A 23,548-nucleotide genomic window follows, 5' to 3' on the forward strand; every position below is an offset into this window, starting at 1 on the left:
GCGACCATAGCAAGAGTGAACCACCTGATCCCTTCCCGAACTCAGAAGTGAAACCTCTTAGCGCTGATGGTAGTGTGGGGTTACCCATGTGAGAGTAAGTCATCGCCAGCTCATTATTCCAAACACCCCGGTCTCGAAAGAAACCGGGGTGTTGCTTTATGGATAAAATAAAGATAAAGATAAAAAACAACTCTAAAAGAACATTTGTACAGGTGCCCTGATTCAGAGATATAGTGTCTTAATTCAATTAAATTGCCTTGTAATAAAAAAACATTTCATAATATTCCAATATTTGCTTAATCTATAAATAGTTAAGCTTGAGTTTCCATCTATGCAGTTCAAAATTATCGCAGCCCAAGATCTAGATAAAAATCAACGTCATCAGATTGCTGAGTTATGTTTTTCTGCTTTTGATGAAGATCCATGGAGCCAATATGCTTTCATGCAAAAAGCGATTCATGTCGTTGGTATATTGGACAATCAAATTGTCTCACATGCCTTATGGACGGATAGAGCTTTTACCATAAATGGTAGTTCCGATGTAAAAATAGCTTATGTAGAGTATGTGACCACTGATTACACGATGAGAGGTAAGGGACTTGCATCACAATTACTAAAATATTTAGTTGAAGCATTAACTGATTTGGAATATGAACTTGCTGCATTACAACCAGAAGATGAAGCGTTTTATAAAAAATTAGGTTGGACTACTTGGTGGGGTGATTTGTACATCAAACAAGATACATCTACTTATCTAACCGATGACTATGAAATTATGCTATATCCTTTGAGTATTCATATGAAAGATCTACTCTCACACAGTTCAGAGGACGATAGTATTTCCGCAGAATGGCGAGAGGGTGAAGTTTGGTAGTTCTAATGATCTAATAAATTCATTTTTTATTCTGTCTAAAATAGATGTAGCTGTCATTTTTTCATATTACTTAACTTTTTCTACTTTCCTGTTTATTAGACAAGCCTATAATGATTCAGAATCATTCCAAATCTAATAAGGATATAACATGTCTACCGATCAGCAATTTCCAACTCCCAACAATTTAGGTATCGCGGTATATTCAAATAATGCCGAAGCCATTGGTAATACACCTTTAGTACGTATTAACCGATTGATTAAAACAGGTGCAACCGTATTAGCAAAAGTGGAAAGCCGTAACCCTGCATTTTCTGTGAAATGCCGCATCGGAGCGGCACTTATTGCAGATGCGGAAAAGCGTGGTGTATTAAAAGAAGGTATGCATATTGTTGAGCCAACCAGTGGTAATACTGGTATTGCATTGGCGTTTGTTGCTGCGGCAAAAGGTTATCCAATTACTCTAACTATGCCTGCAAGTATGAGCCTTGAGCGCAGAAAAGTACTAAAAGCTTTAGGTGCTAATTTGGTATTAACTGAACCCGCAAAAGGAATGAAAGGTGCAGTTGATGAGGCTGTACGATTAGCAACTGAACAGCCAGATCTTTATTTCTTGCCACAACAATTTGAAAACCCAGCGAATCCACAAATTCATGTAGACACAACTGGTCCTGAAATTTGGCAAGCTACAGGTGGGCAAGTCGATATTTTAGTTGCGGGCGTCGGTACTGGCGGTACGATTACGGGTATTTCTCGTTATTTTGAACAGGTTCAAAATAAACCTTTGTATTCAGTAGCAGTTGAACCTGCTGAGTCTCCAATTATTACTCAAACTAAAAATGGTGAGAACATTACACCTGCACCGCATAAAATTCAGGGAATTGGTGCGAACTTTATTCCAAAGAATCTTGATTTGGACCTTGTGGATGAAGTCTTACCAGTGACTAGCGAAGAAGCAATTCAATGGGCGAGAAACTGTGCAACTCAAGAAGGTATTTTAGTGGGTATTTCAAGTGGAGCTGCATTAGCAGCCGCTGCAAAAATTGCAGAGCGTCCTGAAAATGCTGGTAAAACTATTGTTGTTATTCTGCCAGACAGTGGGGAGCGTTATTTGTCTTCTGTGTTATTTGAAGGTTTATTTGACGAATAAAATTAGTCGCATAAAAAAGCCCATCTATTGATGGGCTTTTGTTTAAGCTTATTTATAAGGCACTTTTTAAATTTTTTTGATGGTGCTTAATAGATCGAGCATATTTTTTCGCTTTGTGACGGGTCCAGAAGCTTCGCTCATATCCTGTTGGCCCAACATTATAATAGGCCGTGGCTTTAAACCAGCTATCTGCGGTTTGATAGTAATGATTTAAAATATAAGCACCACATTGGATATTTGTAGATTCATCATACAAATTACCAGCACAAGTTTGTTGCCAATAGCTTGGAATAATTTGAGTTAAACCAACAGCCCCAGTTGGAGAACGGGCATTACTATTGTAGTTCGACTCTTGTCTGATGACTGCCGCGAGTAAAAGGGGAGGAACATTATATTTGTCAGCACTTTGAATAATCATAGGAGACAATCGATTCGCTGTACTCGGTGGAACGGAATAAGCTTTTTGTAAACCAGATGATAGCTTATTTGAACGCCAAGTAAATGAGCCACTATTAGGGCCTAAGCTTGTACATCCTGTCATTATGATCATCAAGAAAATTATGAAAAATTTGAGACTAAGGATGTGTAATTGTGATGGTTCAAAACGATTTTGGGTTAAAGATGAGGTAAGCAAAATACAAAACCAATCATGAAGTTTCAAATGAAATAATCGTATTTAGCCGTACTTATCGGATCAATATTAGTTCTGTTGCTCAGCACATCTAAAAAGTAAGAATTTTGTATAAGTGAAATGAAAAAAACCCCGACATCCTGTCGAGGCTCCTTCGTATTCAGCTTTATGTAGCTAACTCCTGTCAACTACCGCTTCCTGCGTTCTTATTCTTCTTCAATGAGACATCCTGTCTCTCTATGATTCATATATTATGAAATAATACTAAAGCTGAATATCCGCAAATCACCGCAATTTTTGTACGTTTTAACTTACAGATCAACTTACTTAAATACAATGTCGACTAGTTTCTGGGCGATAGGAGCACAAATCAATACACTTGGAAAAGCTAATATCCATGCAATAATCCAAGCCGATACCCACAATGAAACGAAGTGATGATTTAGTCCTACTACTTTAAAAGTTGAAACACCTGAAACGATAAAAGACATCATTCCCGATAAAATGAAGAGGAATAAAAGTTTCTGTGCTTTCATGGATTTATATTCCTTGATAAGCACTTAAGGTCAATGCAAAATTTTCTCCAAATTGTTGAGCAGTTTTAATATCTCCTTCATCAAACCTATCGGCATTACTGCCATGTTCAGCCTGAGCCATTAAGCCTGACCATGAACCGAGACGGTTGGCTGCTTGAGTATAAGGAATACCATGGTGTTGCTCAGGCATAATCGGGTTGCCGATCCATAACATGCCGTGTTGCATACAAAAGGTAAAAATTGAAATTAGTGTCGATTGTTTATCACCAGCGGGAAGAGAGGAAATGGTAAATCCAGCTGCAAGCTTTCCTTTAAAGCTTTGCTTTTTCCATAATGGACCCGTTGCATCCATGAGTTGTTTTAACTTGGAAGACACGCCACCTAAATATGTAGGAGATCCCCAAATTAAACCATCATATTTGATAAGAATTTCTGGAGTGTTGATAAGATCTTCGGCATTTAGTAAATCTACTTCAATATCTTGATGACTCAAAATGCCAGTTTGAATTTGTTGAGCGATAAATTGCGTATGCCCTTGGCGACTATAGTAAATAATGGCAACAGTTTTCATGGATAGTTTCCTTTTTATTTAAATTTGAAAAATTTTTGCAGTGAGATATAAGCCACAACCAAAAACACTATGATTCATCAAACTTTTTAGACAGTTCAAAAAAGGATGTGGTGTTTTTGATGAAGCAAAACCACTACCCATGGCGGGTTGCATAATAAAAAAAGGGATGAGAACGGTGACTACACCAAATACTAGTGCTGAGAAAAACTGAGGATGACTAAGCCAAGTTGAGCCAACAATGAAAAGAAAGCTAAATGAAAAGATTAGCCCGACACTATAGTGAGCAATCCAACCGAATAAATATTCACCCTTAATCTGAGGGCTTTGTGCTATAGATTGATGGATGAGTTTTCCATGAAATATCCAGCCGACCCAGCGTCCGAGAAAGGAAAAATTTAAAGTCGGGATCTTAAATATTTTTAGTATTAACAGCCATATATCCATAATAACTGTTGCACCAATACCAAGACATAAAGCTTGAAAGAACAATGTAGAGGTATTCATTTTTACACCTTGCTTTTATACGTATGAAACGTGATAAATTTATTGTGCAAGTTCAAGTTCACTTGAAGTCAAGAGGATGTTATGGATATTGGTGAAGTTTCTAAGAAGGCAAAAGTCACAACAGCTACGCTACGTTTTTATGAAGAGAAGGGGTTAATTAAGTCGATTGGGCGGCAAGGTTTACGTCGGCAGTATGGTAAGCAGGTGCTTGATCAACTGGCACTTATTGCTTTAGGACGTGCTGCTGGATTTTCTTTAAATGAGATCGCTACTATGTTTGGACAAGATGGTCGGCCTGATCTTGACCGTCAAAAACTAAAAGATAAAGCTGAACAACTAGAGCAAATGGCAAAGCGATTACATTTTATTAGTCAAGGATTACAACATGCAGCTGTCTGTCCAGCCGAAAATCATATGGAATGCCCAACCTTTCAGAACTTTTTGAAAGCAGCAATTGCTGGAGAATATCAGCCAACGAAACTTTAATTCTTTTGATGAAGTCATTTAGTTTGTGTTTGTATTGAACAGTTGAGTTTGTCATATTTTCGCCATAAAGATTTCATCTTTTTGAAGAAAAAACTTCATATAAGCTTGATTAAATTTGCTTAATTTTTTACCAAATGTATAAAATCATGAGCAAAAAAACTTTAGTCGCATTATTATGCTGCGCCAGTTTAGGATTGTCGGCATGTAACGATGACAACGACCAAGAACAAACCTCACCTACAGAAAACGTTACCGAACCAACTTTAATTTCTTTTGCCAAATTGCCTGTAGAAACCTATGCTGCTGGCCCAGACTCTGGTGCATATGTAAAAGGTGCAAATGGAATTTATCCTCCATTTAAAGGCCAGCCTGTACAAGGTTTTTCGGCTGCATTAAAAAATGAAGATGGTAGCTATATGGCAATGGCCGATAATGGTTTTGGTACCCAAGATAATTCTTCTGACTTTTTGCTTCGTATTTATAAATTAAAACCTGATTTTAAAACTAAAGCCAAAGGTACAGGGCAAGTTACTGTACAAAGCTTTATTCAATTGCGTGATCCAAACAAGTTAATTCCTTTTAATATCGTGAATGGTAACACGCCTGAGCGTTTATTAACGGGTGCTGATTTTGACCCAGAGTCAATGCAACGTACTAGCGATGGCACTTATTGGATTGGGGATGAATTTGGTCCTTATTTACTTCATTTTTCAGCGGATGGTGTGTTACTAGATGCACCAATCGCTTTACCAAATCCATTAAATCCGACCCAAGAATTACGTTCACCACAAAATCAGTTTAATAAAGCACAAATTAATTTTGTGGAGCCTTTGGTTCAGCAAAGTGGTGGTTTTGAAGGAATGGCAATTTCACCAGATGGGCAGTATCTTTACCCGCTTATAGAAAAGCCAATTAAATCAATTCGGGAAACGGAAAGACAGTTGCTGATTTCTCAATTCGACATTAAGAAAAAAGCGTATACAGGTAAATATTATTGGTTCCAATTAGACAGCAAGGCAACCAATATTGGTGACTTCCAACTCTTTAATGATAAAGAAGGCATTATTATTGAGCGTGATGCGACTCAGAATAATTTAGGCGGATATAAAAAATTAATCCGTATTAAATTGAATGAGTCAGGTCAGCTAGTAAACCGTGAAGATTTAGTCGATTTAATTAAAATTGCTAACCCGAATATGTTGTATGGCACAGCTAGAGCAGGGGATATTGGTACGGGACAAGTTTTTGCTTTCCCGTTTGAAACCATTGAAGATGTGATTATTGAAAATGGTACAACGCTCACGGTACTAAATGACAATAACTTCCCTGGTTCAACAGGACGCAACGCAAAACTGGCTGATGATAACGAGATTATTCAAATTCGTTTGCCAAAAGCTTTGTTCTAATACCTACAAATAAATTATGTTAAGACTACGGCGGATTTTATTCCGTCGTATTTATTCTGAGAATAAAAATATTGGATAAACTTTAATCAAATTAATTTCTATATTATTGTTTTCGTATGTTTTATAAACAAGGAAAATGAATGAAATTCATGTTAAAATGATCGGCTTTCATCTTTAGATGTCTCTCCTTCATCTGCTAGCCGAGATTCGCAAGCCATGTCTACCGCTTATACCATGCAAACTGCGCCAAAAGCGCTGTTTGATTACGACAAATATTGGGCGTCGTGTTTTGAACCAGCGCCATTTTTGCCGATGTCACGAGAAGAAATGGACCAACTCGGCTGGGATGCTTGTGACTTTATTTTAGTCTGTGGTGATGCTTATATTGACCACCCATCATTTGTATCGGGTGTGATTGGGCGTGTACTTGAAGCACAAGGTTTCCGTGTCGGAATTATTGCGCAGCCAGATTGGACCAATGTTGAAAGTTTCCGCGTTTTAGGTAAGCCAACGATTGCTTGGGGTGTAACCGCAGGTAATATGGATTCGATGATTAACCGTTATACGGCAGATCGTAAAATCCGTTCTGATGATGCATATTCTCCAAATAATGAGCCAAATAAACGTCCTGACCGTGCTGCAACAGTATATTGCCAGCGCTGTCGTGAAGCTTTCCCAGATGTACCAGTGTTATTAGGTGGTATTGAAGGTAGTTTACGCCGTATTGCACACTATGATTATTGGTCAGATAAAGTTCGTCGTTCGATTTTGATGGACTCAAAAGCTGATTTACTCATGTATGGTAATGGTGAGCGTGCCATTATTGATGTGATGCATCGTTTGGCGAAAGGTGAAAAAATCCACGAGATTACAGATGTTCGTGGTACGGCATTTATTATTAATAAACATAACAAAGCATCAAAAGCAAAGTTTGTCGAAGTTGCGAGTAATGATGTAGATACGGTGGGGCGTGTTGACCCAATTATTAATCCATATGTCATGACAGAAGATATTGATGGCTGTGAGGTTGAAAAAGAAAACGGTAACTCTTTAGCTCAGTACCAAAATTTCCAAAAAGAGATTGTTGCAAATCCGATTGTACGTGAAGGCGACAAACTCGATGACGACACTCAAATTGTTCAATTAAAGCCAGCACCGTCAAAAGCAATTAAACACAAATTACCACCACGAGAGTTGGCAGTAATCCGTTTGCCTTCTTTTGAAGAAGTGGCAAATGATCAAGTGCTTTATGCACATGCAAACCGTATTTTGCACCTTGAAACTAATCCGGGTAATGCTCGTGCGTTGGTTCAACGCCATGGTGAACGTGATGTGTGGATTAATCCACCTCCAATTCCTCTAACCACTGAGGAAATGGACTATGTGTTTGATTTACCATATGCACGTTTGCCACATCCTACTTATGGTGATGCGCGTTTCCCTGCATTTGATATGATCAAATTCTCGGTCAACATTATGCGTGGCTGTTTTGGTGGTTGTACATTCTGTTCGATTACAGAACATGAAGGTCGTATTATTCAAAACCGTTCGGAAGATTCGATCTTACGTGAGATTGAAAAAATTCGTGATACGGCACCAAACTTCACCGGCATTATTTCAGACTTAGGTGGCCCAACAGCAAACATGTACCGTTTGCACTGTAAAGACCCAGAAATTGAGAAGAACTGTCGTAAACCTTCTTGTGTTTATCCGGGCGTTTGTCAAAACTTACATACCGATCATGCGCCGTTAGTGCAGCTTTACCGTAAAGCACGTGCGATTAAAGGTGTGAAGAAGATTCTGATTGGTTCAGGTTTACGTTATGACCTTGCAGTATTGAACCCTGAATATGTCAAAGAGCTGGTGCAACACCACGTGGGTGGTTATTTAAAAATTGCGCCTGAACATACCGAGCAAGGCCCGCTATCTAAGATGATGAAACCGGGTATTGGTACGTATGATCGTTTCAAACAAATGTTTGACCGTTTCAGTAAAGAAGCAGGAAAAGAGCAGTATCTAATTCCTTACTTTATTGCTGCGCATCCGGGTACTTCAGATTATGACATGATGCACCTTGCTATTTGGTTGAAAAAGAATGGTTTCCGTGCCGATCAGGTACAGACGTTCTATCCATCACCAATGGCAACTGCAACCACCATGTATTATTCGGGCAAGAACCCACTTGCTAAAGTTGCTCGTTATACTGAAAAAGTTGATATTGTAAAAGGTGAGAAACGCCGTCGTCTGCATAAAGCATTCTTACGTTACCATGATCCAAACAACTGGCCATTACTTCGTGAAGCCTTAAAAGAAATGGGCCGTGCCGATTTGATTGGTAATTCAAAGCAGCATTTAATTCCGACTTATCAGCCAAAAGGTACTGAAGGGGAATATAAATCTGCCCGTAAGAAAAACTCGTCTACGGCAGGGGATTCGGTTAAACGAAATAACCAGCAAACGAGTAGTCATTCAAATCAGAAGCGTCCACAAAAAGGTCAGGTACTAACGCAACATACAGGTTTGCCTCCTCGTGAAACAGGTGAGAAGAGACCGTTTGGTGGGAAAAGTAAAGCAAAGTCAAAAGCACGTGGATAATGATAAAAAAGGCTCTTAAACAGAGCCTTTTTTGTTTTTCATGAGGTTATTTAAATCGTATAGTGAGATTTTTGCAGATTTAAAGTACAAAAAACGTAACGAATAATGATAAATATCCAAAATCTGACGAGCTGCACTTGATTGTTGTTGACTCTATGATTATAAATAATGTTGAGGGTGGCTAAATTTAAGCCAAGCTTGATAACTACAAGTGAAATTACTAAGTGAACCTTTTAAAAAACGGCTGTGTCGTTATCAATTAAAACAAAGCGTGATCTAGCAAAATCATTATAAAAACTTAAAGGATTAGACCCATGTACTATTTAATTACGATCTTACTACTCTTTTTGACTGTCATTATGGCGGCGAAAAGCCTCTCAAGAAAACACCAACAAGATAGTGCTTTAAAGCGCCGTGCTGTATTAAGTAGTCATGAGCAAATGACTCTTACTCGTTTACAAACAGTATTTCCCAAATTTACCGTATTAGCTCATGTCTCATTTGATGCATTATTAACAACGAAATATGCTCACACCCGTCGCAAATATCAAAATATGACGGCTGACTTTGTAGTACTTGATCAAAATTACCAAGTTTTTGTGGTGGTTATGCTTGAAGAAAATGGTTTACGCCGTGCACATCAGCAGTATGAACGCCGTTTATTACAACTTGCGGGTTACCGTGTACTGCGCTACAGCAGTGTGCCTGATTATAATGATTTAAGAAGAGATTTATTGACCCCTGAATCAGAGATGGCAACTTTACATGCCACGCCGCAGTTAGAGCGAATCTCAAATGCTTTTGTGAAGTCTTAACAAGTAGACATTATAAAATTTTGATTTTAGGGTTTATTAAAGACGATATGAATAAAATGCTGATATTAGAATTTTTTGAACTATAAAAAATGAGCAATATTACTGTAAATATTGCTCATTTTTTTATTGATTAAAACCAATAAGAACTAGGGAAGTACCGCAACGACAGTCATTTCTACTAATACGTCAGGTGCGTAAAGTTTAGACTCCACACAAGTACGAGCAGGTGGGTTTTCTTTGCTAATCCATGCATCCCATACAGCATTCATGGCTGCATAGTCTGTTTCAATATCTTTTAGAAAAATCATGACTGAAAGAATATGACTTTTGTCTGTACCAGCTTCAGCAAGTAAGCGATCAATATTGTCTAAAGTTTGTTGAGTCTGTGCCGTAATGTCTACACTGGTGTCATCAGCGAGTTGGCCTGCTAAATGGACTAAATTACCTGAAATCGCAACTTCGCAGTAGCGTGAAGTCACGTGTAAACGCTTTACAGACATAACCTTTACCTTATTTAGAAACAATAGAAATGATTGTACTTGATACAATTCTAACGCAGTATAAATTTGGTTAAATTAGGCAGAAAAAGATTCTATTTCCATTAATTTACGCTGTTTAAAAATAAGAATAGAGTGATATTGTGGGCAAATAATAATATTACCTAGATTTAAAAATTGGATTTGGGTTTGTCGAAGCTGATTCAAGCAAGTTGCAATTGAACTTTGGTTTGGACACAATTTTTTGAGTTGGCTTAAAGCTGATTTGGTCTGTTGGTGCATAGTACAATCCTCATTTTACTATAAAAATTGAGCGAGGATTTGATCTCGCCCGATAGATTTAGATGCGTTGTTGTTCGGATTGATACCAATTAACATGGCGTGTGATGTACATGACACATGCAATTAGTATGAACGAAAGAATAGAGCCAAAAAGGAAGGTCTTGCCGCTGGATTGTAGTAGTAAATACATCATTCCATAAAGGATGCTTAGTAAAACACCGAATAGCAGAGCAGCTTTAAAACCCTGAACAACGAAGTATAAATACCAAGTAATTAAACCAATACAGGCAACTGCTGCAGCGAGATAGGCTAGTACAAAAGCATAATATTCACTTATAGATAGGAGCAAAACAAAGAATACACCTTGTGCCATAGCTACCAGAGCGTACTGAACAGGATGAATTTTAAGATTTTTCAAAACCTCAAATAAGAAGAAGCAACCAAAGGTAATAATGATCACCATGATGCCATATTTGATGGCACGATCCGTTTGAGTATAAATATTTACAGGTTCTAAAAATTGTGTAGAAATACCTGAAATGTTGTTTGAAGTTGCATTTGAAACAGCATAAGCAGCTTCATCACTCATCGGATTGTTTTGAGTATTTAAAGCTTGATAAAAGCATTGACTGTTTTCACAAGTCGAAAGTCGATCTAGATTGCGTTTACCTAAAGCAATATTTTTCCAGTCAGCTTCAAAGAATTGTTTTTTATTCAGTTTCTTAAAAGGCAAACTTTGACCATCGTATTTAACATCCCCCCAATTGCCTTTAGCTTGATAGGTCATCTCGTAACTGGTTGGAACAAAGGAAAAAGCGCTTAAACCTTCTAAATCAAATTGCAGACTAAAACTAAAACCTTGTTGTAATTTTGTGATTAGTTCTGGATATTGCTTGCTTGTGATATGAAGAAGATCAAAGCCATGTTGACCTTGGCTTTGAGTAGAAAAGTCAAATTTATAATTTTTTCCATCAATATTAAATATTGGTTTAGCATTTAGACCGCGCGCATCTTGAATAGGAAAAATGATTTCAGCTTGATCCCAAAGATAGTTGCGTTGTGATTCAAGCATTGTGCCTTTAAATACACCTTTACCTAACATGTGATTTTGATAGCTAATTGCTTTATACATATTGCGTTTGTAGGTGCTATCAGAAACTTTAAATTGAGCTTTCCAGTCAGTTGTTTCCGCACCTATGGTGACAAATAATGTTTGTATACATGCGTAAGTTTTCTTTTGCTCATCGGTACATATGGTTTGAACTTGATAAGGTAGTTTTAAATATGGTGCGACCACTTGTTGTGGGCGAATTTGTTCTTTTGCAATGTCTTGAATTACTTGTTGTTGATAGCTTTGGCGTTCATCTACCAAATTTGAAATAAAAAATAGGCCAATATAAAAAATTAAAATTAAGAATAAGATCGCTCCTATTTTAAGATTAATAGAGTTTCTACGCATGGTGGATTCCATTGTCATTCTGATATGACAATTCTCTCGAATGGATATGCGTTCTAAATGAGTTGTAGTTGAAGCTTATGTGAAGTTTTGATGAAGTAAAATTTTTACCAATACTCCCGATCTGTGCTGTTCTAAAAAATCCAGATAATTTTCAGGGATATTTTGAATCGTGATGTGACCTTGGTGCTGTTGAATAATTTGCTGCACAATACTTAGACCGATACCTGTACTTCGTTGCTGGTTATGCGGGCGTGGCAATGAAAAATAGGTTTCGTAGACACGATTTAAAGCATATTCAGGAATGGCTTCACCTTCATTGAATAGCAGAATTTCAAGACCATTCGTGATGCTGTTTTTCCGAAGTTGGATGGCGATAAGGCCATACTCAGAACAAAAGTCTCTTGCATTATCTAAGAGATTATTGATGGCTTGTTTAAGCCAAAAGGGATCAGCGTAGATTGTGCAATCTTCAGGAAGATTGAGCTCTACTTGAAGCTGTTTAATTTGGAGAGCACTGTGTTGTGGTATCAAACAATCTTGAATCAATTTTGATAAATCAATATTTTGAAACTCTAAAACATGCTGATTCTTCTCTAAACGTGTGAGCAGCAGCATACGTTCAATTAAAGATTGTAAGCGCTGACTTTGCTCAACAATATGTACAGCAAATTGTTGTTGATCTTCTAAGGGCAGATCATCTTGTAATAGTTCTGCACTGGCTTGAATCGCCGTGAGTGGACTTTTCAACTCATGGGTTAAAGTGTTGACATAATTTTCGACATAAGCACGATCTTCAAGTTGCTCGCGCATTTCACTTAATGCCTGTGTTACTTGGTTAAGCTCTTTTGCAGAATAGAAAAAAGGAGCTTGATTGACAGGTGCTAGTGCTTGAGCATAACGACGCACTTTATCAATACTGTGTCTTAACCAATATGCCACAATGCTTGCGAGTAATAAACTCAGTGTAGCGATCCATAATGCTTGATGAATCAGTTGACGTTCTGCACGTGTGATATACGGTTGCACGGATTGATTTGGTTTACCAATGCTGACTACACCTATTAATTGCTGATTGTAGATAATCGGCGCAGCAATATACATCACACTGCTGTTTCGGTCATAAGGAGTGGTTGAAGTAGAACGTGCACCGTACTTACCTTGTAGGGTTAAATAAACATCATTCCATTTTGAATAATCTTGTCCAATGGCTTGACCTTCTGAGTCATAGATTACTATGCCATGCTGATCTGTTATATAAAGTTGTTGATTAATTTCATCTTTTTTATGCTGCCAAATTGTGGCATTCAGTTGGCGAGATAATGCTGCTTGAATTTTTTGATCAAATTCGGGCGTACTAACTTGTTTTTGCGCTACATCTTCGGCAATCAGTTGGGCAATAATATTGGCATTTTCAGCAAGCGTATCTTCAACTACTTGACGGACATTTGGTTTGACCTGTTGATTCAACGTATAGGCAATAAAACTCAGACTCAGTACCACCACTAAGCTAAAGAAAAACCAAATACGGATGAAGATGGACATTAAGCTGTTCTACTTTTTCAAAGGAATAGACAGAGTGCTGAGTAATAAAAATATAGTCATCCCACAAATTGAACCAATAAAAAATGAAAAAAAGATGATGAAATAACTAAAAGCTATACCATAGAAATACGGATAGAACCTGCTAAAAATCCGTGCTGGGCAAAATAAAAAGATGACAGCAAAAGTTAAACTGATTGCCCAATGTAAATAAAAATTAGGATAATTGACAAAAGCACCTATATTGCTTGAAGCTAAAAAAAATCGATCAGCCTTAGGTGCTAAATATTCTTTAAGGCAAAAACTGAGGAAAATACTATAAAAGGTTAAAAAGAAAATTAGAGTTTTCTTTTTGCCTCGTTGCCAAATAATCCATATATTTGCTGGATTTTGTATTACAGCTTTATCCATTGTTGACCCCAAATTCCTTTTTTAAACTATATCCAAATCCTCGATGAGTCCGAATGGGATCATCATTTTGGGTAATTTGTTTTAGTTTTTGCCTTAAACTTTTGATATGCGTATCGACTGTGCGTTCTAAACTATGTTCAGGATGTTCCCAAATATGATCCATTAATTGTTGACGGCTAAAGACTTGTTCAGGATGCTGAATTAGTAAAAATAACAATCGATATTCATAACGTGTCAGTTGTAGTAATTTTCCATGGTATTGGATTTGCAGAGATTGTGGATTGCACGACCATATCGAGGAGGGAGTAATTATTTCCGCCTGAGAGACTGGATTTTGATTTGAATTACTTGCTATAGGCACTTCCATTCTACGCCAAATGGCTTTAATTCTAGCCACAATTTCCCGCGCACTAAAAGGTTTTGTACAATAATCATCTGCGCCAATTTCTAGACCGACAACCCGGTCAATTTCATCATCTCGTGCAGTAAGAAATAATAAAGGTGTTTGAGATTTTTGGCGTAGTTGTTTGCAGACTTCGAAACCATTGAGATCAGGTAAACCTACATCCAAAATAATAAAATCAAAAACTTGTTCTGAAAGATATTGTAATGCTTGAGTCCCCGTATTTGCCCAACTGACTCTCCAGCCTTCACGTTCAAGTGCATAACGTAGAGGAAGGACAATAGCCGCTTCATCTTCAATACATAGAATTTGTTTTGGACTCATCATGATTAACTAATTAATATATTCTAATTTTATTGAGTTAGTTTAACGGAAGATGCTGTAGAGAAAAGCCATTATATTAATTTTTATAATTTTTTATAAGACAGAGGGCACATTTGTGCCCTGTAATATTCGGATTTGGTCGTCACGCCAATCACAGGACGATATGCCGAAAGTAAGGTTGCTTTGGCATGTTGCAAATACATGGGTAATGAATATGCGCTAATTAGATTACTGTAATTTTTGATCAAAAGGTAACTGTTTTTGTCTAAAACTTGTTCTTTTGAATAAAAAAACATCAATTATAATAATGAAAGTTGGAAGTCGTCAGCTTTGGTCTGTAACTGATAAACACCAATCCCAATAAGACGAAATTGAAAATTTTCGGGAATATGCATTTCATTTAAAAGTAAGAATAAAACTTGAATCAAATCTTGTTGAGAATGGATTGGAGTTTTAAAACTTTTACTGTGTTGTAAAGTCTGAAAATTTTTAAGTTTGAGTTTAATATTTACACCACGCGCATGGAGTTGTTTTTTCTCTAAACTTTGCCAGACTTTTTCGGCTAAGCCATGCCAATAAGGTTGGCACTGAGTTAGGGTTAAATCACTATCAAATGTGGTTTCTTTCGAAATTTGCTGACGAGCACGTTCAGCTTGAACAGGGCGGTTATCAATACCTTGGGCGTATAAATAAAGCTGTTGCCCATATTTACCAAAGTGATGAACTAAAACCGCTTCTTCAATTTTTTGCAAGTCACCTAGTGTGTGCAATTCAAGCTGTTGGAGTTTTTCTTGGGTAACTTTGCCCACGCCAGGAATCTTTTTTAGCGGAAGGTCTTGAATAAAAGTAGCGACTTGAGATGGTTTTATTACACATAAACCATTCGGTTTATTCCAGTCAGACGCGACTTTTGCCAAGAATTTATTGGGTGCTACACCAGCCGAGGCGGTCAGTCCTGTTAGTCTAAAAATATCTTCCCGAATACGCATAGCCACTTCGGTTGCACTCGCGATTTGCTTTAAATTCTCAGTGACATCTAAATATGCTTCATCAAGCGATAAAGGTTCAATGAGAAGAGTATACTGCTGAAAGATTGAATGGATTTGAGCCGAGACTGTACGATATTTTTCAAAATTAGGTTCGATAATAACAACTTGAGGGCATAGTTTTCTTGCTTGGCTCATAGACATAGCAGAGCGTAAACCGAACTCACGGGCAGGATAAGAAGCTGCCGCAATTACAGCGCGCGGATGATGCGAAGAGATAACGACAGGAAGATGCTTTAAATCAGGACGCTCTCGCAATTCGACCGATGCATAAAAGGCATCCATATCGATATGAATGATTTTGCGCATATTATTGTGCTTTCACGATGCCTTGTTGCTGTAAAAATTGATGCCACTCTTTGACTGAACCCTCATAAACATTTAAGTCTACTGGCTTTGTCATGCCTTCAATTTTACCTTGATTACTATGTTGCCAAAAGAGCCATTTTCTTTTGTCTTTCAGTTCAGGTTTTCCTTCATAATCTCTAACCCAAAGCGGGGTATTAGGGAAATTTCCTCTTAACACAATATGGTAAAAAGTTTTGGAGATATAAAAGATAGGTTGTTTGCCATAATGTTGTTTTAAGCGGTCATGCATAATGCCTATTTCTTTAAGTAATTGTTCTTTGGTGTGTGCATTTATACAGTTGCTGTCATATTCGAGATCGATAACAGGTGGAAGCGCATCGATTTTTTTTGGAACAGTTGCAATAAAATTTTCGGCCTGTGTTTTACCATCACGACATAGACGATAAAAATGATAAGCCCCTACATGAAATCCATGTTCGCGTGCTTTTAACCAGTTTTCTTGAAATTTTGGATCTTTATAATCACCGCCTTCAGTCGCTTTTAAATAGACGAACTGGAATTTTTGGGGTGATATTTTTTTCCAGTTAATCTCTTCTTGATGATGAGAAATATCAAAGCCTTGAACTGGATAATCTTGAGCAATTGCTTTTTGTTGATAGAACAGACCGAAGTAAGTGAGAACCCCCATGACACAAGCTAAAACAATACCGATTACGGTGTTGTAGCGTGGTGCAGAAAAGGTTTTTGCCAGCTTGGTCATGCAAAACTCAGTATCAAGATGAAGCTCACATCATAGCGTGATTTACGAACGAGAAACCATGCTAAAAATGCAACTGCTTACACAGGTGTATTTTTTGGAATTTGCCAAAAGATAAGCGCAGTAATGACGTTAATACAGCCCAAACAGACTAGAGTGATATGAAACGCTGTTGTCACATGGGCTGTACCATAGTAATTAGTAAATACATTAATGAGTGTACCTGCCAATGCAACACCGATACTCATAGACAGCATCATAATCATTGATAGGAAACTATTTCCACTACTTGCATCTTGTTGAGGCAAGTCTTTTAAAGTCAGCGTATTCATTCCTACAAATTGTAATGAGTTTAATGTACCAAACAAGAAAAAGTGTAGGGTCCTAAACCAAGTAGGCGTGTCGACCGTCATAATCGCAAAAGACGCAATACATAGTCCCACTAAGGTTGTGTTAATTAACAGAAAGCGACGATATCCCATTTTCTGAATAATAGGTCTAACAATTGGCTTAGAAAAAAGTGAACCTAGCACTAGTGGAATCATCATTAAACCCGCAATAAATGGTTCAAATCCAAAAGCCACTTGCAACATGAGTGGTATGACGAAAGGTAAAGCGTTACCACCAAAGCGAGCGAAGAAATTACCTAAAATCCCGATTGCAAAAATTTTATTTTTAAATAATCGGCTACGGAATAATGCATTTTGATGAGTATGGGAATGATAGGCATACCAAAGCGTTGCAATTACTCCGACTATTAATAGAGAAATACTGAACCATTTGGAATATTCAGGTGAGGCAAGATGTTCAATACCTAAAGACCAGCCAATCATTGCAACCACCAAGAGCACAAACCCCATAAGATCAAAGGTTTTAGCAGTAGGTTCTTTTACATTTGGCATGACCTTTAATGTCATTAATATACCGAGTACACCCATTGGAATATTAATAAGAAAAATCCAGTGCCAAGTTGCCACTTCAACTAACCAGCCTCCTAATGTTGGACCTGCGAGAGGGCCAAGTAAACCTGCCAGACTCATGAGGCTCATAGCAGCTAGGAATTGAGTTCGGGGAATAATTTTTAAAAGTGATAAACGACCAACGGGGAGTAATAGTGCTCCACCCACACCCTGAATGACACGGAAAAATAAAAGTTCATTCAGATTTTGAGACAGGCCACACCCCAAAGACGCTAAAGTAAAAATAATAATTGCTGATAAAAATGTATTTCTGACGCCAAACCGATCAGCTAACCATCCACTTAAAGGAATGCAGGCAGCAACCGACAAAACATAAGCCACCACCACGCTATGCATACGTAATGGGTCTTCATTTAAATGGTGTGCCATTGCAGGAATAGCAGTATTTACAATTGTGGTATCTAATGCCTGCATAAAAAAGCCAATAGATACCAAAAGTACGAGTAAGCGATATTCAGGTTGCAAGGCTTGGTGAGTCGGCGTGGCATTCATAACATTTGAAAGTTAACGTTTTGGTCTAGTTTAAAACAAATTGAAAGTAAAAAAAGTAAGACAATGTTGAGTACCCCTTTACTAAATCTAATTGCTCTTGAAGGCAACGGTGAAAATAGTGAAAACAAAAAAAGCGGAAGAACCGCTTTTTTATTGGGAGAGGAGAGTTTACACAACAAATCTTTTTGGCATTTTTAAGTTTCTGATGACGTTGTAAATTTGATCTATTTCTTCACATACAATTAATTTTGCTCGGTGTTGAAGGGGAAGAAAACCTTCTTGAACCGCATGATCTAGCTGGGCAATTAATGGATTATAAAAACCATTTACGTTATATAAAATCATGGGTTTTTGGTGCTGATTGAGTTGGCCCCAAGTCGCAATTTCCAAAATTTCTTCGAATGTTCCTAAACCGCCAGGTAATGCAATAAATGCACTTGCACGCTCTGCCATCATGGCTTTACGCTCATGCATGGTTTCGACCACATGCAATTCGGTTAGTCCTGCATGTGCGACTTCATAATCAAGCATAAATTCAGGAATGACTCCTACAGCTTCTCCACCATGTGCAAGCACACTTTCTGCAACTTGGCCCATTAAACCAATGCTGGCACCGCCGTAGACTAAACCAAAACCTTGTTCAGCTATTCCGCTGGCTAATTCAATTGCCTTTTCTCGATAAATCGGCTTATTTCCTGCTCGTGAGCCACAATATAATGCAATAAGAGGTTGTGTTGTTTTTACAGATGTTATTGGTGAATCGTTTACTGCCATTGTTAATACGCTATTCATTGCTTTATTTTCACCTTATCACGTTCATATTTCTTGTCTACACTAAGCAAAAAATATGACAACTTTATAAGCAGTTTTATAGGAAAGACCCATGTTTTGTATGGGTTTGGTGAATACATATAATGATCAAATAAAAATGATGAATTTATGTTAAATCTTGCCTATACTGAAAATTCGTTTAACAACATATGAACAAATATGGGTAGTGGTTGTAGTCGCTCCGTTTTAATTTCTTGTCCTAAAAAAACATTATTCCCCCTTTGTCTAGGTACGCCAGTTGCGTTGCCCAATAAAGATAAAATCCACCCAGCACAGGAGCAGGATCAATGATCTTTGAATGGATGTCTGATCCGTCTGCTTGGGTAGGCTTAGCTACATTAATTGTTCTTGAAATTGTACTAGGGATCGATAACCTCGTCTTTATTGCTATTTTGGCTGAAAAGTTACCGCCAGAACAACGTACTAAGGCACGTATAGTGGGTTTAATACTCGCTTTGGGAATGCGTCTTGTCCTCTTGGCTTCAATTGCTTGGGTTGTGACACTCACCCAACCGCTTTTCCATATTTTTGATCATCCATTCTCTGGTCGTGATTTGATTTTATTATTCGGTGGTGTGTTTTTGTTATTTAAAGGCACCATGGAATTGCATGAGCGAATGGAAGGTAAACAGCTTCATAAAGAAGATAATCCAGTCCATGCCGCGTTCTGGATGGTTATTGTCCAGATTGTTGTGCTTGATGCCGTATTCTCATTAGACAGCGTAATTACTGCGGTGGGTATGGTCAAAGAGCTGTCAGTGATGATGGTTGCTGTTGTGATTGCTGTGGGTATCATGTTGTGGGCTTCGAGACCACTCATGGACTTTGTAAATAAGCACCCAACAGTCGTTATTCTGTGTCTTGGCTTCTTAATGATGATTGGTTTCTCTTTGGTGGTGGAAGGTTTTGGTTTCCATATTCCGAAGGGTTACTTATATGCTGCGATTGGTTTCTCGATTTTAGTCGAAATGATCAACCAAACCATGCGCCGCAATCAAGAAAAGCTAGTTACTACTACAGATTTACGTTATCGCACAGCATCTGCAGTTTTACGCATGTTAGGCAGTAAAAATAGCAGTTCTACTTCCGATGCCCAAACGGCTGATAACGAAGATGTATTGGCTACACAAGCTTTTGCCGATGAAGTTTTTGACGAAGAAAACGGTGTTTACCACAGTGTGCTTGTACAAGGTGTACTTGGGTTATCTGAACGTCCAGTAAAGTCGGTGATGACTCCACGACCTGAACTTGAATGGATTGATTTAGACGACGAACCGGAAGTTTTGAAAGAACGTTTAATGTCGATGACACATTCACGTTTAATTGTTGCTCGTGGTGAACTTGATAATATTGAAGGTATCGCCCTTACGCATAAAGTTTTAAATAACTTTATTGAAACGGGTGTTGTCGATTTCCAAAAGCACTTACGTGAACCAGTTATTGTGCATGAAAATGCTCAAGTGCTTATGGTGATGGAGCAATTACGTCAGGCTCCTTTACAAATGGCCATTGTTCTAAATGAATATGGTTCAATCGAAGGTATTGCGACACCAATTGATATTTTAGAAGCTATTGCAGGTGAGTTCCCAGATGAAGACGAACTAGATGCAGCAGCTGAAAGCTTAGAAGATGGTTCTTTAATACTTGAAGGTTCAACCGATATTCGCCATGTATCTCTTTTACTTGGTCGTGACTTGGTAGATGAAAGTGAACAATATTCTACTTTATCGGGTTATTTGTTATTCCATTTAGGTCGTTTACCTGAAAATGGTGAAACTGTGGAAGCGGATGGTTATCGCTTTGAAGTTGTAACTATGGAAGGTCATAAAATCGAGAAAGTTCATATTGTTTCTATCGAACAAGATGAATCAAAAGATTAAATGACATTTTAAGTCTAGAAACATCATAAAATAGCTCAACTCTGAGCTATTTTTTTATTTGAGAAACTTAATGACAGAACAAATTTGTCCATGCGGAAAGGGCAGTTATGCAGAATGTTGTGAGCCTTTACATTTAGGTACAGCAAAAGCCCTGACAGCGGAGCAGCTTATGCGTTCCCGCTATAGTGCTTTTGCATTACAACAAATTGATTATATTGTTCAAACCACAGCACTAGGACAGCAATCTGCTCTTGATAAAGAGGCTATTGCAGATTGGAGTAAACAAAATCAATGGTTGGGTTTAGAAGTCATCCAAGCCAAAGAAAAGTTGGATAAGACTCATGCACAGGTGGAGTTCAAAGCTCATTATCATGATGGAAAAAGTACTCAAATCCACCATGAAGTTTCACATTTTGTGTATCAACAGCAGCAATGGTTTTTCCTTGATCCAACGGTCGATATGCAAGTCACTATGAAACAGCCTTGTATCTGCGGTTCAGGAAAAAAATTTAAACAATGCTGTGCACAATTCCTATAAGTTTATCTTAAAATACGCCCACCGTTTGGCCTGAAGGAAAGGGCAATGTTACTCACCGTTATTTATATTATTGCGATTACTGCCGAAGCCATGACTGGAGCATTGTCTGCTGGGCGACGGAGTATGGACTGGTTCGGTGTTGTACTGATTGCCTGTGTAACAGCTTTGGGTGGTGGTTCTGTACGTGATGTACTACTTGGGCACTATCCTTTAACGTGGGTGAAGCATCCTGAATATTTAGTTTTAACGTGTTGCGCTGCCTTTGTTACCATCATTATTGCTAAATGGATGCGCCATTTACATAACATTTTCTTGGTACTTGATGCTTTAGGTTTGATTGGCTTTACCATTATTGGTTGTCAGATTGCCTTACAAATGGGACATGGCTTTGTCGTTTCAGCCGTAGCAGGTGTTTTGACTGGGGTTTCGGGTGGTATTTTACGTGATATTTTATGTAACGATGTGCCATTTGTTTTCCGCCGTGAACTCTACGCGAGTATTTCTTTTGTGGCAGTGATCTGTTATTGGGTCTGTCAGGATATAGGATTAAGTCTAGAGTTAACTGTTATTTCGACCCTAATTTTCGGCTTTACCTTACGTTTGATTGCCATTTATTTTGGTTTGGAAATGCCTAAATTTATTTATAAAGATGATGATGCAGAGTCGGCTTCTTCTACCGACGAACATTAATCATTCAGAACTTGATGTGGGCATGATATAACAATTCTATATATGGTCTTGCTCACTTAATCTTTCCAGTAGAGTTAATCCTATGGATCTGGTTTCACGTATACAAAATCTCCCAATCGGCAAATTTCACTACACGCTTTTATGGGTAGTAGGGTTGGGATGGATGTTTGATGCGATGGATACCGGCATTATTGCTTTTATTATGACAACCCTTGTTAAAGACTGGTCATTAACACCGGCTGAAAGTGGTTGGATTGTCAGTATTGGCTTTGTGGGCATGGCTATCGGTGCAGTTTGTTCTGGTGCCTTAGCAGATCGTTTTGGCCGTAAAACGGTATTTGCGATTACGATGGCCATTTATAGTATTGCTACAGCTTTATGTGCTTTTGCTCCTGATCTAAAGTGGCTATTAATTTTTCGGTTTATTGTTGGTCTGGGACTAGGTGGTCAGTTACCTGTAGCAGTCACACTGGTCAGTGAATATGTTCCTGCTCATGTTCGTGGCCGATTTATTGTTCTGCTTGAAAGTTTTTGGGGACTAGGGTGGCTGGTTGCAGCGCTCATTTCTTATTTTATTATTCCTAAATTTGGCTGGCATATTGCCTTTCTTATGGGCGGCCTACCACTTCTTTATATTTTAGTGATTTGGAAAAAAGTCCCTGAGTCGATACCTTACCTGATTAACCGTGGTCGTATTGAGGAAGCACATGCACTGGTACAAAAACTAGAAGCCGAAGCATGCGTGCAAATTGTTCATCATATTGAAGTCGTGCCTGTGGCGATGCGACAAAAAGTTTCATTTAAACAGCTCTGGAGTGGTCAATTTGCTCGTAGAAGTTTAATGCTCTGGCTGATCTGGTTTGGAATTGTGTATTCCTATTACGGGATTTTTACTTGGTTACCAAGTTTATTGGTAAAACAAGGCTACGATGTTGTTAAATCATTTGAATATGTATTGCTTATGATTTTGGCGCAACTACCTGGCTACTTAGCTGCTGCTTGGTTTGTTGAACGCTTAGGTCGAAAAATTACACTCGCAGCATTTATAGGTTTTTGTGCCTTATCTGCATATTTCTTTGGACAAGCCGACAGCGTAAATAGCATTATGTTTTGGGGTTGTCTCATGTCATTCTTTAATTTGGGTGCATGGGGAGTGTTATATACCTATACACCAGAACAATATCCGGCCAACATTCGTGCCTTTGGTTCGGGTTGGGCATCGGCAATGGGGCGTATTGGTGGCATTGTAGCGCCAATCGTCGTGACTCATATGATGGTCGCTAAAAACGGGTTTAATCACGTTTTTATGATGTTTACTGTTGTTTTACTTGCTGTGGCATTGGTTATTTTGATATTAGGTGAAGAGACTCAAGGGAAAAGACTAGAGTCGATCGGGCTATAGTTTTGCCTAACTTTATAGCAAGTAACTAAAAATATAGAGAGATAAGACATAATTTGACGCTCAGGTGACAGAGTCCCTCTTGTGTCTGTAACATAGCCCACTTAGCATAATACACACTTAAAATAACGACTGATTTGGAAGAT

The 23,548-nt window shown here is 38.1% G+C and carries 24 protein-coding genes, 1 rRNA gene and 1 pseudogene; 12 read left to right on the plus strand and 14 right to left on the minus strand.

Annotated elements, in window-relative coordinates; all coding sequences use genetic code 11:
- The 3 genes from rrf to cysK form a co-directional block, all read left to right on the plus strand.
- Positions 1-111, plus strand: a 5S ribosomal RNA gene (gene rrf, locus MSG95_RS10630); the annotation flags it as partial.
- A gap of 220 nt (positions 112-331) precedes the next feature.
- On the plus strand, positions 332-874 hold the full coding sequence (locus MSG95_RS10635; RefSeq protein WP_077165273.1) for a GNAT family N-acetyltransferase: 543 nt from the start codon (positions 332-334) through the stop codon (positions 872-874).
- Positions 875-1,022: 148 nt separating this feature from the next.
- A complete protein-coding gene (cysK, locus tag MSG95_RS10640) occupies positions 1,023-2,021 on the plus strand; it encodes a cysteine synthase A (RefSeq protein WP_077165272.1) in 999 nt (332 codons plus the stop codon).
- 52 nt (positions 2,022-2,073) lie between these two features.
- Here the strand turns inward: cysK and MSG95_RS10645 are convergent, their stop codons facing one another.
- From MSG95_RS10645 to MSG95_RS10660, 4 genes are all read right to left on the minus strand, one after another.
- Positions 2,074-2,682 (minus strand): lytic transglycosylase domain-containing protein, encoded by a 609-nt coding sequence (locus tag MSG95_RS10645; RefSeq protein ID WP_077165271.1) that lies wholly within the window; start codon positions 2,680-2,682, stop codon positions 2,074-2,076.
- A gap of 293 nt (positions 2,683-2,975) precedes the next feature.
- The gene (locus MSG95_RS10650; RefSeq protein WP_049066825.1) at positions 2,976-3,188 is read right to left on the minus strand and encodes a DUF2798 domain-containing protein; all 213 of its coding nucleotides are present in this window, start codon (positions 3,186-3,188) and stop codon (positions 2,976-2,978) included.
- A gap of 4 nt (positions 3,189-3,192) precedes the next feature.
- The gene (locus tag MSG95_RS10655) at positions 3,193-3,759 is read right to left on the minus strand and encodes a flavodoxin family protein (protein ID WP_324624709.1); all 567 of its coding nucleotides are present in this window, start codon (positions 3,757-3,759) and stop codon (positions 3,193-3,195) included.
- Positions 3,760-3,777: 18 nt separating this feature from the next.
- Positions 3,778-4,263 carry a DUF2938 domain-containing protein gene (locus MSG95_RS10660; protein ID WP_077165269.1) on the minus strand — a complete coding sequence of 162 codons (486 nt, stop codon included), beginning with the start codon at positions 4,261-4,263 and terminating at the stop codon, positions 3,778-3,780.
- 81 nt (positions 4,264-4,344) lie between these two features.
- On the opposite strand from MSG95_RS10660, the gene MSG95_RS10665 reads away from it, so the two are divergent.
- From MSG95_RS10665 to MSG95_RS10680, 4 genes are all read left to right on the plus strand, one after another.
- Positions 4,345-4,749, plus strand: a complete 405-nt coding sequence (locus MSG95_RS10665) for a helix-turn-helix domain-containing protein (protein ID WP_022575122.1) — start codon at positions 4,345-4,347, stop codon at positions 4,747-4,749.
- A gap of 146 nt (positions 4,750-4,895) precedes the next feature.
- The gene (locus tag MSG95_RS10670) at positions 4,896-6,155 is read left to right on the plus strand and encodes an esterase-like activity of phytase family protein (protein ID WP_077165268.1); all 1,260 of its coding nucleotides are present in this window, start codon (positions 4,896-4,898) and stop codon (positions 6,153-6,155) included.
- 216 nt (positions 6,156-6,371) lie between these two features.
- Positions 6,372-8,750 carry a YgiQ family radical SAM protein gene (locus MSG95_RS10675; protein ID WP_077165267.1) on the plus strand — a complete coding sequence of 793 codons (2,379 nt, stop codon included), beginning with the start codon at positions 6,372-6,374 and terminating at the stop codon, positions 8,748-8,750.
- A gap of 314 nt (positions 8,751-9,064) precedes the next feature.
- Positions 9,065-9,565: a DUF2726 domain-containing protein gene (locus MSG95_RS10680; RefSeq protein ID WP_004699315.1), complete on the plus strand. Its 501-nt coding sequence runs from the start codon at positions 9,065-9,067 to the stop codon at positions 9,563-9,565.
- Positions 9,566-9,711: 146 nt separating this feature from the next.
- Here MSG95_RS10680 and MSG95_RS10685 read toward each other — a convergent pair whose 3' ends face one another.
- From MSG95_RS10685 to creB, 6 genes are all read right to left on the minus strand, one after another.
- Positions 9,712-10,065: a RidA family protein gene (locus tag MSG95_RS10685; protein WP_077165266.1), complete on the minus strand. Its 354-nt coding sequence runs from the start codon at positions 10,063-10,065 to the stop codon at positions 9,712-9,714.
- A gap of 75 nt (positions 10,066-10,140) precedes the next feature.
- Positions 10,141-10,344, minus strand: a complete 204-nt coding sequence (locus MSG95_RS10690) for a hypothetical protein (protein ID WP_077165265.1) — start codon at positions 10,342-10,344, stop codon at positions 10,141-10,143.
- A gap of 58 nt (positions 10,345-10,402) precedes the next feature.
- A complete protein-coding gene (creD, locus tag MSG95_RS10695; protein ID WP_077165264.1) occupies positions 10,403-11,803 on the minus strand; it encodes a cell envelope integrity protein CreD in 1,401 nt (466 codons plus the stop codon).
- Between the two features lie 75 nt (positions 11,804-11,878).
- Entirely contained in the window at positions 11,879-13,306 is a 1,428-nt protein-coding gene (gene creC / locus MSG95_RS10700; RefSeq protein WP_252717725.1) for a two-component system sensor histidine kinase CreC, read from the minus strand.
- Between the two features lie 48 nt (positions 13,307-13,354).
- The gene (locus MSG95_RS10705) at positions 13,355-13,753 is read right to left on the minus strand and encodes a hypothetical protein (protein ID WP_077165262.1); all 399 of its coding nucleotides are present in this window, start codon (positions 13,751-13,753) and stop codon (positions 13,355-13,357) included.
- Positions 13,746-14,483: a two-component system response regulator CreB gene (creB, locus tag MSG95_RS10710; protein WP_077165261.1), complete on the minus strand. Its 738-nt coding sequence runs from the start codon at positions 14,481-14,483 to the stop codon at positions 13,746-13,748. Before creB ends, MSG95_RS10705 begins: the two co-directional genes overlap by 8 nt.
- A 175-nt stretch (positions 14,484-14,658) precedes the next feature.
- Between creB and MSG95_RS10715 the strand changes: the two are divergent.
- A pseudogene (locus MSG95_RS10715) lies at positions 14,659-14,721 on the plus strand (hypothetical protein); the annotation flags it as partial.
- A gap of 58 nt (positions 14,722-14,779) precedes the next feature.
- Here MSG95_RS10715 and dinB read toward each other — a convergent pair.
- From dinB to MSG95_RS10735, 4 genes are all read right to left on the minus strand, one after another.
- Positions 14,780-15,835 (minus strand): DNA polymerase IV, encoded by a 1,056-nt coding sequence (gene dinB / locus MSG95_RS10720; protein ID WP_077165260.1) that lies wholly within the window; start codon positions 15,833-15,835, stop codon positions 14,780-14,782.
- Between the two features lies 1 nt (position 15,836).
- Entirely contained in the window at positions 15,837-16,595 is a 759-nt protein-coding gene (locus tag MSG95_RS10725) for a GH25 family lysozyme (protein WP_077165259.1), read from the minus strand.
- Between the two features lie 77 nt (positions 16,596-16,672).
- Positions 16,673-18,064 (minus strand): multidrug transporter subunit MdtD, encoded by a 1,392-nt coding sequence (gene mdtD, locus MSG95_RS10730; RefSeq protein WP_077165258.1) that lies wholly within the window; start codon positions 18,062-18,064, stop codon positions 16,673-16,675.
- A gap of 168 nt (positions 18,065-18,232) precedes the next feature.
- A complete protein-coding gene (locus MSG95_RS10735) occupies positions 18,233-18,856 on the minus strand; it encodes a TIGR00730 family Rossman fold protein (RefSeq protein ID WP_004699303.1) in 624 nt (207 codons plus the stop codon).
- 326 nt (positions 18,857-19,182) lie between these two features.
- Here MSG95_RS10735 and MSG95_RS10740 point away from each other — a divergent pair, with 326 nt between their 5' ends.
- The 4 genes from MSG95_RS10740 to MSG95_RS10755 all read left to right on the plus strand — a co-directional run bounded on the left by MSG95_RS10740 (position 19,183) and on the right by MSG95_RS10755 (position 23,405).
- Entirely contained in the window at positions 19,183-20,775 is a 1,593-nt protein-coding gene (locus MSG95_RS10740) for a TerC family protein (protein WP_039254279.1), read from the plus strand.
- 70 nt (positions 20,776-20,845) lie between these two features.
- Positions 20,846-21,313, plus strand: a complete 468-nt coding sequence (locus MSG95_RS10745) for a YchJ family protein (RefSeq protein ID WP_077165257.1) — start codon at positions 20,846-20,848, stop codon at positions 21,311-21,313.
- A gap of 45 nt (positions 21,314-21,358) precedes the next feature.
- Positions 21,359-22,003 (plus strand): trimeric intracellular cation channel family protein, encoded by a 645-nt coding sequence (locus MSG95_RS10750; protein WP_004699296.1) that lies wholly within the window; start codon positions 21,359-21,361, stop codon positions 22,001-22,003.
- Between the two features lie 82 nt (positions 22,004-22,085).
- On the plus strand, positions 22,086-23,405 hold the full coding sequence (locus MSG95_RS10755) for an MFS transporter (protein ID WP_049066817.1): 1,320 nt from the start codon (positions 22,086-22,088) through the stop codon (positions 23,403-23,405).
- The last annotated feature ends 143 nt before the right edge of the window (positions 23,406-23,548 follow it).

It is taken from the genome of Acinetobacter sp. IK23 (genome assembly GCF_035615275.1).
Classification (GTDB): Bacteria; Pseudomonadota; Gammaproteobacteria; order Pseudomonadales; family Moraxellaceae; genus Acinetobacter; species Acinetobacter seifertii.